10 protein-coding genes are annotated in these 14,566 nt (G+C 27.3%); 2 read left to right on the forward strand and 8 right to left on the reverse strand.

Features of this window, described 5'->3' with window-relative positions:
* Positions 1-8 precede the first annotated feature (8 nt).
* Complete coding sequence (locus D3Z07_RS10305; protein WP_122893813.1) at positions 9-554, reverse strand: DJ-1 family glyoxalase III; 546 nt, start codon at positions 552-554, stop codon at positions 9-11.
* A gap of 145 nt (positions 555-699) precedes the next feature.
* On the opposite strand from D3Z07_RS10305, the gene D3Z07_RS10310 reads away from it, so the two are divergent.
* A complete protein-coding gene (locus tag D3Z07_RS10310; protein WP_122893814.1) occupies positions 700-1,365 on the forward strand; it encodes a FlgO family outer membrane protein in 666 nt (221 codons plus the stop codon).
* A 4-nt stretch (positions 1,366-1,369) separates the two neighbouring features.
* A complete protein-coding gene (locus tag D3Z07_RS10315) occupies positions 1,370-1,954 on the forward strand; it encodes a FlgO family outer membrane protein (RefSeq protein WP_076088995.1) in 585 nt (194 codons plus the stop codon).
* A 5-nt stretch (positions 1,955-1,959) separates the two neighbouring features.
* Here D3Z07_RS10315 and recJ read toward each other — a convergent pair whose 3' ends face one another.
* The 7 genes from recJ to mnmG form a co-directional block, all read right to left on the reverse strand.
* Positions 1,960-3,528, reverse strand: a complete 1,569-nt coding sequence (gene recJ / locus D3Z07_RS10320; RefSeq protein WP_122893815.1) for a single-stranded-DNA-specific exonuclease RecJ — start codon at positions 3,526-3,528, stop codon at positions 1,960-1,962.
* Positions 3,528-5,144, reverse strand: coding sequence for a CTP synthase (locus D3Z07_RS10325; RefSeq protein ID WP_076088991.1), 1,617 nt, complete (start codon positions 5,142-5,144; stop codon positions 3,528-3,530). The genes recJ and D3Z07_RS10325 overlap by 1 nt, the downstream gene beginning before the upstream one ends.
* A 137-nt stretch (positions 5,145-5,281) precedes the next feature.
* A complete protein-coding gene (ccoG, locus tag D3Z07_RS10330; protein ID WP_076088989.1) occupies positions 5,282-6,664 on the reverse strand; it encodes a cytochrome c oxidase accessory protein CcoG in 1,383 nt (460 codons plus the stop codon).
* 125 nt (positions 6,665-6,789) lie between these two features.
* The gene (locus D3Z07_RS10335; RefSeq protein WP_122893816.1) at positions 6,790-7,605 is read right to left on the reverse strand and encodes a hypothetical protein; all 816 of its coding nucleotides are present in this window, start codon (positions 7,603-7,605) and stop codon (positions 6,790-6,792) included.
* 24 nt (positions 7,606-7,629) lie between these two features.
* A complete protein-coding gene (locus tag D3Z07_RS10340; protein ID WP_122893817.1) occupies positions 7,630-9,282 on the reverse strand; it encodes a GGDEF domain-containing response regulator in 1,653 nt (550 codons plus the stop codon).
* A complete protein-coding gene (locus tag D3Z07_RS10345; protein ID WP_122893818.1) occupies positions 9,279-12,464 on the reverse strand; it encodes a CHASE domain-containing protein in 3,186 nt (1,061 codons plus the stop codon). The genes D3Z07_RS10340 and D3Z07_RS10345 overlap by 4 nt, the downstream gene beginning before the upstream one ends.
* Positions 12,465-12,566: 102 nt before the next feature.
* Positions 12,567-14,435, reverse strand: a complete 1,869-nt coding sequence (mnmG, locus tag D3Z07_RS10350) for a tRNA uridine-5-carboxymethylaminomethyl(34) synthesis enzyme MnmG (RefSeq protein WP_122893819.1) — start codon at positions 14,433-14,435, stop codon at positions 12,567-12,569.
* Between the last annotated feature and the right edge of the window lie 131 nt (positions 14,436-14,566).

Consider the following 14,566-nt stretch of genomic DNA (forward strand, 5'->3'; position numbering starts at 1 on the left):
TAAAAGAACTATTTAAAAAGTAAGCCTTTTTTCACATTTTCATAAACTTCATTTCCACAAAGAATATTTACTATTTCAAGTGCAAAACTCATGGCAGTTCCTGGACCTCTTGATGTAATTACTTTTCCATCAATTACAACTGCATCTTCTAAATGGTAACCATCTTCTTTTATTTTTTCTTCAAAACTTGGATAACAAGTATAGTTTGTATTTAAAACTTCTGCTTTATGTAAGGCATAAGGTGCTGCACAAATTGCACCAATATCTTTATTTTGATTTTTAAACTCTTTTAAAAGTGATTGTACTTTTTTATTTTCTGCTAAAGTAAAAGCATTTGGAAGTCCACCTGGTAAAACAATCATGTCATAATCAATTGAATTTATATCTTCAATCATACAATTAGCTTCGATTTTTATATTTGATGCACCTGTTGTTTGAATATTTTCAAGTGCTGCAATTGTAACTTCAATATTTGCTCTTCTACACACATCAATAACTGTTATTGCTTCAATTTCTTCAAAACCATTTGAAATAGGTAATACAACTTTTGGCATAAAAATCCTTTTGTTTTTCTAATTATAATTAAAGGTGAATAAATATGCATTAAAATAGTACTTAATAGTAATAAAAAATAATCTTTTCAAGAGTATATAAGCAAAGTTTAAATAAAATTTAAAGAATTAGTAAAAGGGGTTTTTAATGTTTAAAAGTATTTCTAAAGTAGGTGTAATAGCTACTTTAATGGCATTTGTTATATCTGGATGTACATACAAAAATGAGATTACAAGTACGTCTGTTGATGGTGAAGTTTTAAAAGAGTATAACAAAGTTCAAACTACAAAACAACATCTTGAAATCGCACAAGATAAACAAAGATATGTAACTACTCAAGATACATTAGAAGGTACAATCTCCTCTTTAGCTACTCAAATGATGAGAAATCAAAAAATGAATACACATAAACCTGTGCTTATAACTTCATTTGTAAGACTTGATGAATTCAAAAAAACTACTGAATTTGGTAGAGTTGTAAGTGAAAGTTTAATTGATGAATTATCAAATAGAGGTTTTAATATTATTGAATTTAGAGGTCAATTAGCAGTTTCTGTAAACGATGAAGGTGAATATTTCATTACTAGAAAAACTAATAAGCTTAAAAATAAAATACCAAATACTTATGTAGTTGTTGGAACTTATTCTAGACAATATGGAAAAGTAATGTTAAATGCAAGAGTAATTGATAATATTACAGGAAAAATTATTTCAAGCTCAAGAGCTACTTATAATCATAAAAGAATGAATGATTGTATGTTGTTTAAAGATTGTAAACCAGCAAGAACAATAAATATAATAAAAGAACGATAAGTAAATGCTTTTTAGATTTAGTAAAGTAGTAAAGCTAGTATTTTTATCTAGCTTTTTAGCTTTATTTTTAAGTTCATGTACCCATAAAAATTTAATTAATGGAACAAATGATTTTCACTCACTAGTTTCCCAATTAGTTGATGAATCAGCTAAAAAAATCAAAAGTCATACTATGATTGATGATATTGTATTAGTTTCAGATTTTGTTAATTTAGATAAGTTAAAAAATAGATCAGAGTTAGGTTTTTTATTAGCTGATATTTTAAAAGATAGACTAGTATCTTTAAATATTATAGTTAGAGAAGTTGAATTTAGTAAAGAGTTTGAACTAGGTCCTACTGGATTTAATTTATTAACTAGAAAACAAAGTGAAATTGTTTCTACTAAAGTAGATAAAGAAAGATATGCTGTAGTTGGAACTTATTCAATTACTAGTAGAAGTTTAAATTTATTTATTAAATTAATTGATATAAGAACTGGAAATATATTAGCTTCATCATATGAAAGAACAGGTATTGATGAAGAGATTATACAGCTTGAGGGTACAGATAATATAACTCCTGTTATCCGTCCTCATGTAGTGTTATAGAACTACTATAAAATAATTTCTTGTATTAAAAATTGAGGAGTAACTTCTCCTCTAAACTCATTTTTACTAACAGATACTATTAAATCAAAACTACTTGGTAAGTCACTATTAGAATCATTAAATTTTAATGCTTCAAAAATAACTCCATCACAATTTAGCATTAGCTTCATATGATTTTTATCTTTTCCTAATAAAGTGCATTTTACAAGTGAAACATTTGATATTCTAAAAATAGGTTTTAGGTTTTCTAAACCGTATGGCTCAAATTGGTCAATAATATCTATAAATTGTAAATCTACAGAGGAAACATCAAGTTCACCTAAAGTTGTTGGTTCTATATGTAAATCATTCTTATGTTCTTCTAGTTCTTTGTTTATAATAGCTTTAAACTCTTCTAGGTTTTCTTCTTTCATTGAAAGACCAGCTGCATTTTTATGTCCACCATAACCTATAAGTAAGTGTGATGCTTTTGTTATTATTGTATGAAGATTTATATTTGCATTTGCTCTTGCACTTCCTTTTGCAATTGCATTATTCAATGAAAAAATAAAAGCAGGTTTTTTAAAAGAGTTTGATAATTTTGAAGCAACAATTCCTATAACGCCTTCATGCCAATCTTCTCCCCAAACAATTACGGCATTGTCATTTTTATCTGTTTTTGCTTCTGCTTTTTTTGTGATTTCCTCTTGTAGTGTTTTTCTAAAATTATTCAGCTCTTCTAACATTTGTAAAGATTCATTTGCTTGATATGATGTTTTTGAAAGAAGAAACTCTAGGGCAATACTTGCATCTTCCATTCTTCCTGCACTATTTATCTTAGGAGCTATAAAAAAGCCAATATCATCTGATACAAAAGCTTGCTTACTCATAACTTCATTTAATTTCTTAAATGCTTCTCTAGGAGAGGTTTTAATTTTTTTAAGACCTTGTTTAACAAGAGTGTGGTTAAGTGCTGTCATTGGCATAATATCTGCAATAATAGCAACACAAAGAAGGTCTAAAAAGTCTGTCATTTTTACATCAAGGTTTAGCTCTTTTTTAATTGATGCACATAAATACCAAGCAACTTGAGCTCCACAGATATCTTTAAACTCAAAAGTACAATCTTCTTGTTTTGGATTTACAATTGCATAAGCATAAGGTATTTGCTCTCCAACTGTATGATGATCAGTTATTATTAAATCAATACCTTTTTCTTTTAGTTTTAGTGCAGCTGGCATGGCTGATATTCCATTATCAACTGTTATTACAAGACCATCGTCAATCATATCAACAATCATAGGAGATAATCCATAGCCATGCTCAAATCTATTTGGGATTATGTAGTCTATTTTTACATTAATCTTTTTAAAAAAGTCAACCATAATTGTAGTTGAAACAACGCCATCAACATCGTAATCTCCAACAATAGTAATTGTTTCTTGATTTAAAATTGCAGTCTTAATTCTAGAAGTTGCTTTTTTTATATCTTTAAAATTATCAGGTGGGGGAATATCTGCTAGACGCGAATATGGGTTATTCGAATGTCTAGCAGAAAGGAGTTCAAAAAGTCTATTTTTAGTGACTTTTGACATTAAGCTTTTTTATTAGCTTGTTTTACAAACTCAAAAATAATTGGGTTCGGAGTTTCTAAATGTGATGTAAATTCAGGGTGGAATTGAACACCTACAAACCATGGATGATCTTTAATCTCAACTGCTTCAATTAAGCCGTTTGATTGTCCTGAAATAATCATTCCAGCTTCTTCAAGTGCATCTTTATATTTTGGATTTGCTTCATATCTATGTCTATGTCTTTCATGATAGATTTCTTCATTTCCATAAGCTTTTTGAAGTTTTGTACCTTTTAATGGCTCAAATGGATATTCACCTAATCTCATAGTTCCACCCATTGGTGATTTATGTGTTCTTAGTTGTTTTTGTCCACTTTGATCCATAAATTCATCAATTAAATAAATTAAAGGATTAGCTGTATTTGCATCAAATTCAATAGAGTTTGCATCTTCAATTTCAAGTACATTTCTAGCATACTCAATTACTGCTAATTGCATTCCTAAACAAATACCTAAATATGGTATTTTATTTTCTCTTGCATATTGAATAGCTTGAAGTTTACCTTCAACTCCTCTTTCTCCAAATCCACCTGCAACTAATACTGCATCTGAATTTCCAATAATATCGTAAGCTCCGTGAACTTCAATTTTTTCAGAATCACACCAGTGTATATTTACTTTTGTATTTAAGTGTGCTCCACTGTGAATTAGTGCTTCTGTTAATGATTTGTAAGATTCTTTTAATTCTAAGTATTTACCAACAAAAGCAATTGTAAGTTCATCTTTTGGTACTAAAATATTTTTAACTAAAGTATCCCATTTTTCCATATTTGGTTTGATTTTAATGTTGAAGTGGTCTGATAAAGGATTAATGATTCCTTCTTTAATAAAGTGTAATGGAACTTGATAAATAGATTGTGCATCACCTGCTTCAATTACTGCATTATTGTCAATATCACAAGACATTGCTAATTTTGCTTTTAAATTCTTTGGAAGACTTCTTTCTGTTCTACAAACTAACATATGTGGAGTAATACCAATTCTTCTTAATTCTTGAACAGAATGTTGTGTTGGTTTTGTTTTAAGCTCACCTGCTGCTGCTATGTATGGAATTAATGTAACATGAATATTCATAGTATTTGTTTTTGGAAGTTCATGTCTTATTGCACGAATAGATTCCATAAAAGGTAAACCTTCGATATCTCCAACTGTTCCACCTAATTCAACAATTAAAAATTCATAACCTTCGGCAGCTGCATAAATTCTATCTTTAATTTCATCTACTACGTGAGGGATTACTTGAATAGTTTTTCCTAAGTAACCACCCTCTCTTTCTCTTTTAATTACACTTTGGTAAACTTGACCTGTAGTAAAGTTATTTTGTGCAGTTAAAGTAGTATCAATAAATCTTTCGTAATTTCCTAAATCTAAATCAGTTTCAGCACCATCTGCTGTTACGAAAACTTCTCCATGCTCTAATGGACTCATAGTTCCTGGATCTACATTTAAGTATGGGTCGATTTTAAGCATAGATACTTTAAATCCTGATTGTTTTAAGATTGTTGCAATTGATGCTGCGGTGATTCCTTTTCCTAGTGAACTTAGAACCCCACCTGTTACGAAGATGAATTTAGTCATTTAAAATACTCCAATGAATTTTGTTAATAATTATATTCGCGATTGTAGCTAGTTTTTGTTGATAAATAAGTTAAATAACTTATGTTTTTTTTAGAGTATAGACAAGTTTATAAAATATAAACTTGTCTTTTATGAAGTTATTTTAGTTTGTCAAACCTAGGGTACATAAATACAGCTTTTCTAAATACCACTACTTTTTCTGGATCTTCTTGTGCATAAGCTTTTAAAGTTACTGCAATAGGAGTATCTTTTGTTGAATTTTCAACTAGAACTTTATTTGTTTCAAGTATTACAACTTTTTTTGCCATTTTACCTGGACTTAAAGTAAAAGGTTTAAATCTTTTTATTTTAATTTCATCATGGTCTAAAACCTCAAGATTGTATGTTAAAGGTTTAGATTCAGTATTTTGGAATAATAATAAGAAGTTATTAGTAACTACATTATTTTCTTTTACTTTATATAATTGAGTAGTTTTATTTACATTTAATAACATGTACTCTTTTTTACCACCCATTACAAATAATAAAGCAATAACAATTAATAAAGCAACTGCATACATAATAGTTTGTTTTCTGATGATTTTTGTTGGAATATCTCTTTTTATTGTATTTGTACTTGACCATTGAACAAGTGAAGGTTTACCAAGTTTTCCCATAACAGTAGTACATGCATCAACACATTCTAGACAGTTAATACATTCAAGTTGTGTACCTTTTCTAATATCAATATGTGTAGGACAAACAGTAACACATGCTTCACATGTTGTACATTCATTTGTATCTACAGGTAAATCTTTTGCTTTAAAGATGATTTTTTCTTTATCATCATTATAAATATCTCCACCTCTTTTAGTTGAGTAAATAGCTTGATATGTATCTTCATCATATAAAACAGATTGAACTCTTGAGTAAGGACAGATATAAATACAGAAATCTTCTTTCAAGAAAATTCCATCATATATAATAAATGCAGCGATTCCAAGTACAAAACCAATTAAAACCATATGCTCAGTTGGGTTTTGTATATAAGCGAAGAAATCTTCTGGTGGAATAAAAAACCACATAAAGTTAGAAGCTGCTAATAATGATAAAAATGACCAAATTAACATAGCAATAACTCTTTTTGAAGCATTCTTAGGTTTTGAATAATCTGGGTCTTTTTGTTTATTCTTAATTCTTCGTAAGCCTAGTAATTTAGACTCAATTAAATCTCTGTATATAACTCTAAAAATAGTCTGTGGACATGCCCATCCACACCAAGCACGACCACCTAGTGAAGTTGCAGCAAATATTCCTAGGAATAGAAGCATTAGTAAAAATGGCATTAAGTATAATTCTTGCATATCAAATGCAGTACCTAATAAATGTAGTTGTTTCTTGTCAAACGATAATAAAAAGATATGATTCCCACCAATTGTTATAAATGGTAATGCAAGTGAAATTATAGTTGCTAATGCATATCCATAATATCTTTTTATTCTGTAAGGTATTTTGTCTAAAAATTTATTTTTTTCTTTCATTAAAAAGCCTTTATTATAATTCTTTTGTAATTTTATATAAACCTAGCTTATAATAAGCATAAACTATTATAATTATAACTTATAATAGTTTGATATGTTTTTTATTATTGTCCTACAAGCCGGTTCTATTCTTCGAGTTTTTCTTTAATATTTAATTGAATATCTTTTAAATTTGTATTATTGAAATTTTCTATTTGTGGATAGTTTTTTATAATAGTTTCAAAATTTTCGATAATTTTTTCTAAGTTACTTTCTTCTATTATTGGTAAATTTATTTTAGAGATTAATTTTTCATTATAAGTTTTATCTTCTCTTTTAAATAAAACTGCTTTATTTCCACAGGCAATTGATTCTAAAGCAGTTTGTAACGATGCTGTTAAAAGATATTTACTATTTTGAATAGTTTCTACATACTCTTCTTCATCAATTATTTTAGAAAAATGATTTTTAAATATTTTTTCATTTCCTAAAAAGAAATAGTGTCCCATCAATAATTCGATATCATATTTTGTAGATGCTTCTACTAGATTTAAAAATAGATTATTATAGTCATCATCTCCAAAAAAAAGAGTCTTTTCAATAGAAGGATTTTCATTCTTGTTATAAATAGATGCATCTATAACTATATCTGATAAGTCACTATTTACTGAATATAAAAGTGTACAAAACTGTTTCATATCATTTTTCATGAACTCATTTGTTTCATCTGTATCATAAATTAAAATATCTCTTTTTTCCATAATATTATATAGGTTTCTTAGAACATCAATATTTACATACTTTTTTATTCCTAATAAATCTTTTGCAAATGCACCAGCTCTAAAATCACTTGTACATAAAATAGGATCAAATTCTTTTAATTCATTTACAATGGCAGCACATCTTTTTGTAGCTTCTAGTCCTATTGCATGGCCACTTTTTGCATATAAATAAACTTTCACATAAATCCTTTATTTTCTTCTTAATTAGACAGAAACTTTATTTCTACCCGATTCTTTTGCTTTATACAATAAAATGTCTGCATTTTTATAAATATCATCTTCTGTTATTGTTTGTTTTGGTGATATCATTAATAATCCAGCAGAAATTGTTACTACTTTTGAAGGAAGGTTTTGTATATGAGGTATTTGTAAGTTTTGAATAGACTCTCTTATTAAATTTGCAAATGGTTCTGATTCTTCTTCTGTTTGCTCTGAAAATAAAATTCCAAACTCTTCACCACCTAATCTAAAAGCGAAATCTCCTGCTCTTTTACAAAAAGATTGTAATATTTTTGCAATTGCAAATAATACTCTATCTCCTTCTTGATGTCCATAAGTGTCATTATAAAGTTTAAAATGATCAACGTCTATCATCATAAAAGAAAGAGTTCTATTATCCCTTTTTGCCCTATTAAGTTCATTTGAAAGTACACTATTAAAATGACGTCTATTATATAGTTTTGTTAGTTCATCATGAATTGAAATTTCTTCAATTCTCTTTTTATCTGTAATATTTTGTCTAATTGATGTGTATCCAGTTTTTTTACCAGTTATAATGTCATAATTGGGATAGATTGTTGCTTCAACCCAATAATCACTTCCATCTTTTTTCTTATTTTTTAATTCACCTTTCCAAACATTGCCTTTTTCAATTGTATTCCATAAATCATCAAAAACTTCATTTGGTGTATCTTCATGTCTTACAATAGAATGTCTAAAAGAGATAAGTTCTTCTTTTTTATAACCACTAGTTTCACAAAAAGCATTAGAAGCTTCTTTAATTATTCCTTTTAAATCAGTAGTAGAATATATTATATTTTCATCCATTATTTCTATATAATGTTCTATTTTAATTTGAGCTTGCTTTAATTTTGTAATATCTGCAATATTATATAAAAGTGTTTTTCTATCTGGCATTAGTGAAATAGAGATATTAATAGAAATTATTTTATTGTTTATTTTAAAGTTTCTATTGATATTTTCTATGTAACCATTTTTTATTACTAAATTAACTATTTTTTGTGACTCTATGTTTTCATCAATTTCTTCAAGACTAGAAAAATAACTATCTTTTAATTCATCTTTTTCAAGTCCTAATATTTCACAAAAAGAGTTGTTTACTGTAATGAATTTAGTATCTAAATCAGTAATTGCAATTCCATTTAAAGATTTATCAAAAATAGTTTCAAACTCTTTTTTTGTTTGATCTATTTCTTGCATTTTTATTTCTAAGGTATTTACTGTTTCTTCAAGAGAGTTATTAAGTTCAAATATTTTTAAATGAGTTGCTACTCTAGCTTGCAGTTCTTCTTTAGAGAAAGGTTTTGATATATAATCAACAGCGCCATTATTAAAACCTTTTTCTATACTTTTTGAATCATTTTTAGCAGTTAGAAATATAAAAGGAATATTGGAATTCTTTTTAGAATTTTTTAATTCATTTGCAACTTCATATCCACTCATTTCAGGCATATTAATATCTAGTAATATTAGATCAGGTTTTTCACTAGCTATCATTTCTAATGCATTTTTACCACTAGTTGCAACTCGTATATCATAATATGGATGTAGAATTTCAGCAACAATATTTATATTAGTAGGTTCATCGTCAACTATAAGAACATGTTTTTTTTTCAAGATAAATCTCTAATAACTTTTTTAAGTAATATTTGTGCATTTTTATAATCAAAATTAGATAAATAGTTTTCTAATTCTTTTGCAAGTTCTTCATTTGATATTTTATTAAGTTGACTTATTATGAAGTTTCTTTTTTCACTAGAAATAAATGTTCCCTCTGCTATTTCAGAATTGAACTTTTTAAGTTCATTTAGTATCTCATTTTCCGATAAAGAATCAACGGTTTTATGCTTATCAAAATTATTAACTATTTTTTCATTTATTTCATTTATTATAAATGTTAAACTACTTTTTAGTTTATCTAAAAGTACTTTTTTGTTTTCTAAATCATCACTTGAATATAGTTTGCTACTATATTCGTAAACATCATTTAGAGATAAATTGCCACTTAAACCTTTTATACTATGAATTAAAAAATTAAATTCATCACAGTCTATACTCAGATTATTAAGTTTATTAACAATATCTTTCTTTTCTGTTGCAAAGCTTACTAACATTTTATATGCAAGTTCTTTATTATCATTTAATCTTGTAATAAGCTCTTCAATATTTATCCCTTCAATATTCTGATAATTAGACATTTCTTTTTTAATTCCTTTTTCTTCATATGAAGTTTCTAAATATTTTATAATAACTTCTTTCAATTTCTTTACATCAATAGGTTTACTTAAATGCTCATTCATTCCCGCTTGTTTAGTCTTAGCTAAGTCTTCTACTAATACAGCAGCACTTAATGCTACTATAGGAACAGTAGAAGAGATTTTTCTTATTTGCATGCTAGCTTCATAACCATCCATAATTGGCATTTGTAAATCCATGAAAATAATATCAAAATTTTCTTCTTGTACTTTTTGAACTGCTATTTTTCCGTTTATTGCAGTAATGACTTCTAATCCAAAGTTTTCTAGATTTTGTTTTGCAACAATTTGATTTATTTCATTATCTTCAACTAATAGAGCTTTTCCTTTTGCCAAAAGCTTTTTAGGAATTTCATCTTTTTTTAACTTTTGAGATGATGAATTATCATCTTCTTTTATGTGTGAAAGAGTAGTTGTAAAACTAAAAGTACTTCCTTTTCCTTCATTACTATTAACCGTGATATTCCCTTTCATTAACTTAGCTAAGTTTTGAGAAATAACAAGTCCTAATCCACTTCCTCCATATTCTCTTGTATTAGAAGTATCAATTTGAGAAAAACCTTTAAATAGTTTGTTTTGCTTATCTTTTGAAATTCCTATTCCTGAATCAATAATATCAAATCTTAATTTGACAATTTCATTTTTGATTTCTTCTACTTCAACATTTAAAGTTATAGAACCTTTTTGCGTAAATTTAATTGCATTTCCTATTAAGTTAATAAGAATTTGATTAATTCTAAAAGGATCACCTATTAAATTATTAGGAACTAGGTTTTGAATTTTAGTATTTAATTCTAGACCTTTTTTTTGAGCTTCAAATGTAAATAAGCTAGAAGACCCATTTATTAACTTATCTAATTTAAAAGGGATATTCTCTAATTCAATTTTATTAACTTCTAATTTTGAGAAATCTAAAATATCATTGATTACATGTAGTAAGGCTTTAGATGAGGTATTTGATTGTTCTAGATATTTTTTCTGTGTATTTGTTAATGATGTTTCAAGTAAAAGGTTACTAAGACCAATAATACCATTTAATGGTGTTCTTATTTCATGAGACATATTAGATAAAAATTCACTTTTTGCATTCGATGCATTTTCAGCTACTTCTTTTGCTTTTATTAAATTAACTTCTAAATTCTTTTGTTCTGTAATGTTTATTATGTATCCAATAAAATAAAGTTTGTTTTTTTTAGTATCTTTTTTTATAACTGTATAGTGTGAAACCCATTTTATTTTTTTATCTTTTGAGATAATTCTATAAGGTTTATGAATAAAAAATTCTTTATTTTCTTTTATTGCTTCAAATATTTCTTTTTTAAAATTATCTATATCTTCATTGAATACAAAAGAGTTGTATTTAACTTCATTTGCTGTAAAACTTGAAGGTTTAAAGCCAAAAAGTTTATCAACACTATTTGAAGCATGTGTAACATTCCAATTGATTTTATTTTTAAATATTTCAACTCTTTCCCACTTAAACAGTACAATATCTCCTTTATCAAAAAGTGATAAAAGTGTATTTTGTTCGTGTAATAAATCTTTTGTTTTATTTTCAACCTCAAGTTCAGATTCTTTTTTTACTAATAACGCAATTAAGAAAGTAACTAAAAAACCAAGTATTGTAAAAATAAAGCCATTGATATATTTTTGAAAATCAGAAAAATCTTTTTTTGCAGAAATCTCAAAAGTCCAAGAATGTCCATCAAGTTTCATCGTTATAGTATTAACAAAGGTGTTGTCTTTATTTTCTTTCGTACTTGAGTCATAAAAAAGTGTCTGTGCATTTTTTATATTGCCATCATACATTTTAATATTTATAATCTCTAATGAATTACCAATTGCTGCATTTAAAAAATCTTTTGTTCTAAATACTGCATATACAAAACCTTTAATTGCTTTATATCTTTGTTCTTTAGTATTTAAATCAGTATTTTTGTAATGAGGTGTATATAGAAGAAATCCAGTTTGTACATCAGTTCCATTTTCTTGAACTAATTTAACCTTTGTAGATAGAGCAGGTAAACCTGTTTCAATAGTTCTATTCATAGCTTCTCGTCGTTGTTCTTGAGAATACATATCGTAACCAAAGGCTCTTTTATTTCTTGAGTCAAAAGGCTCAATATAAATTATTGAAGTGTATACCTCTCTTTTTCCTTTTGGATGAATATCGTAATAAGGAAATCCTTCCTCTCTAATATTTTTTATATTTGTTTGTAATTCTTCTTCTTTTAAAACAATACTATATCCTAAACCTTGAATACCTGGAAAATATTTTTGAATTTGTAATTTATTTACAAATATATTCCATTCTTTTCTATTAATATCATTTGAAGCTTCAAAAAAACCTTCACCACTATGAAGAATTTCTCTATAGGTATCCATTCTATTTTCAATTTGTTTAATAATATTTTTTGAGAGAAAATCAAATTGTATTTGTTCTTTTTCTAAGAAGTTTTTATACGAAAAATAACCTAAAGTTAGGCTGCTTAAAATTCCTATAACAAGTAGTAATAAATAGAATTTCTTAAATTTATAATTCATAAAATAACCTTCTAGGGTAATTTAAAGTTAAATAGTAATTATTATATCATTTTTGTTTAATAAAGAAGTTTGAGTTTTAATAAAGATACCTAAGTGGTACCTTTATTTTTTATTATTTAAGTTTATATTTAAGTGAATAATATCAATTGCAGCAGGTGTAATACCTGATATTTCGCTTGCATTAAATAGTGTAGGTGGCTTAAATTTTTCTAGTTTTTCTACAGCTTCATTTGAAAGTCCCGCAATTCCTCTAAAATCAAAGTTTTCAGGAATTTTTAGTTTTAGCATCTTTTTCATTTTATCAATTTGTTTTTGCTGCTTTAAAATATATCTATAATATTTAGCTTCAATAATAATTTGCTCTTTTAAATATGAGTCTGTATTTGCTAAACTTGGAACTAATTTATCAAACTTTTCATTATTAACTGTGTTTCTTCCTACAATATCAATTAAAAGTGCTCTATCTTTGATTTTATCTTCACCAATTTCTTCAAGTAATTCAAGGTTTTCTTTTTTTGATGTAAACCATTCATTTGACATAAACTCAACTGCATCATTTAAGACTTTTCTTTTGTTTTCAACTTTTGCGTATGTTTCATCATCGATTAGACCTAAGTCATGACCATATTTAGAAAGTCTAAGGTCTGCATTTTCTTCTCTTAAAAGAAGTCTATACTCAGCACGTGAAGTAAACATTCTATATGGTTCATTAGTACCTTTTGTAACTAAATCATCAATTAAAACTCCAATATATCCCTCATCTCGTCTTAAGATAAATGGCTCTTTTCCATCAATTGCTAAACATGCATTAATACCTGCCATTAGACCTTGTGATGCAGCTTCTTCATAACCTGTTGTTGCATTAATTTGTCCTGCATTATAAAGGTTTTTAACTTTCTTTGTTTCTAATGTATGTTTTAATTCAGTTGGGTCTACATAATCGTATTCAATTGCATACCCATATCTGATAATTTTTGCATTTTCAAGTCCTGAGATAGAATGAATCATCTCTTTTTGAACATCAATAGGAAGTGAGGTACTTAAACCATTTATATAGTATTCTGTACACATTGAAGTTTGTGGTTCTAAAAATAACTGATGTCTATCACGTTCAGAGAATCTATTTACTTTATCTTCAATACTTGGACAATATCTTGGACCACTTCCTTGAATTTGACCTGTAAAAAGTGGTGCTCTATCAAAGTTTGAAGTAATAGTGCTGTGCGTATCAAGATTTGTATATGTGATATAACAAGGGTATTGTGTTGGTTTAAACTCACTTTTATTTGTTCTAAAAGAAAATGGTGCAGGTTGTACATCTCCACCATGTGCATCCATATTTTCAAAATTTATTGAGTTTCCATCAATTCTTGCAGGTGTTCCTGTTTTAAGTCGTCCAACATTTAACCCTAGTTCTTTTAATTGCGTTGAAAGAGTTGAAGAAGGCAATTCCCATGCTCGTCCAGCTTCGTATTGGCTTTGGCCAATATGGATTAAACCTTTCATAAAAGTTCCAGTTGTGATGATTACTTTTTTAGCTTCAAACTCTTCACCAAGTTTTGTTTTTACACCGTAAACTTCATTTTCGTTTTTAACAAGTAAGTTTGTTACTTCATCTTGATATATTTCTAAATTAGGAGTGTTATGACAAACTTTTCTCATATATTCTCTGTATTTATCCATATCAATTTGAGCACGGCTTCCTTGAACTGCTGCACCTTTTGAAGCATTTAAAATTCTAAATTGAATTCCAGTTGCATCTGTACAAAGACCCATTTCTCCACCAATTGCATCAAGCTCTCTTACTAAGTGACCTTTTGCAAGACCACCAACAGCTGGATTACATGAAGCTGCTCCAATTTGCTCAACTAACATAGTAATTAATAGAGTTTGTTTTCCCATTCTAGCACTTGCTAGTGATGCTTCAATACCTGCGTGGCCACCACCAACAACAATTACATCATATTTCATTTTCTTCCTTAAATCATGTATTCTTTTATATTTTATAGTATTTTATTTATGTTTGAATTTTCAAATATAGGTTTTATTAAAAAGCAAATAAAGCTTTTGGATAAGTGATAAAATTAGCTTCTTAACATATT

The sequence above is a fragment of the Arcobacter peruensis genome (assembly GCF_003711085.1).
GTDB lineage: Bacteria > Campylobacterota > Campylobacteria > Campylobacterales > Arcobacteraceae > Poseidonibacter > Poseidonibacter parvus.

Excerpts from the sequence above, each read along its gene's own strand:
- D3Z07_RS10305 (WP_122893813.1), bottom strand. The coding sequence starts at position 554 with ATGCCAAAAGTTGTATTACCTATTTCAAATGGTTTTGAAGAAATTGAA.
- D3Z07_RS10310 (WP_122893814.1), top strand. The coding sequence starts at position 700 with ATGTTTAAAAGTATTTCTAAAGTAGGTGTAATAGCTACTTTAATGGCA.
- D3Z07_RS10315 (WP_076088995.1), top strand. The coding sequence starts at position 1,370 with ATGCTTTTTAGATTTAGTAAAGTAGTAAAGCTAGTATTTTTATCTAGC.
- recJ (WP_122893815.1), bottom strand. The coding sequence starts at position 3,528 with ATGTCAAAAGTCACTAAAAATAGACTTTTTGAACTCCTTTCTGCTAGA.
- D3Z07_RS10325 (WP_076088991.1), bottom strand. The coding sequence starts at position 5,144 with ATGACTAAATTCATCTTCGTAACAGGTGGGGTTCTAAGTTCACTAGGA.
- ccoG (WP_076088989.1), bottom strand. The coding sequence starts at position 6,664 with ATGAAAGAAAAAAATAAATTTTTAGACAAAATACCTTACAGAATAAAA.
- D3Z07_RS10345 (WP_122893818.1), bottom strand. The coding sequence starts at position 12,464 with ATGAATTATAAATTTAAGAAATTCTATTTATTACTACTTGTTATAGGA.
- mnmG (WP_122893819.1), bottom strand. The coding sequence starts at position 14,435 with ATGAAATATGATGTAATTGTTGTTGGTGGTGGCCACGCAGGTATTGAA.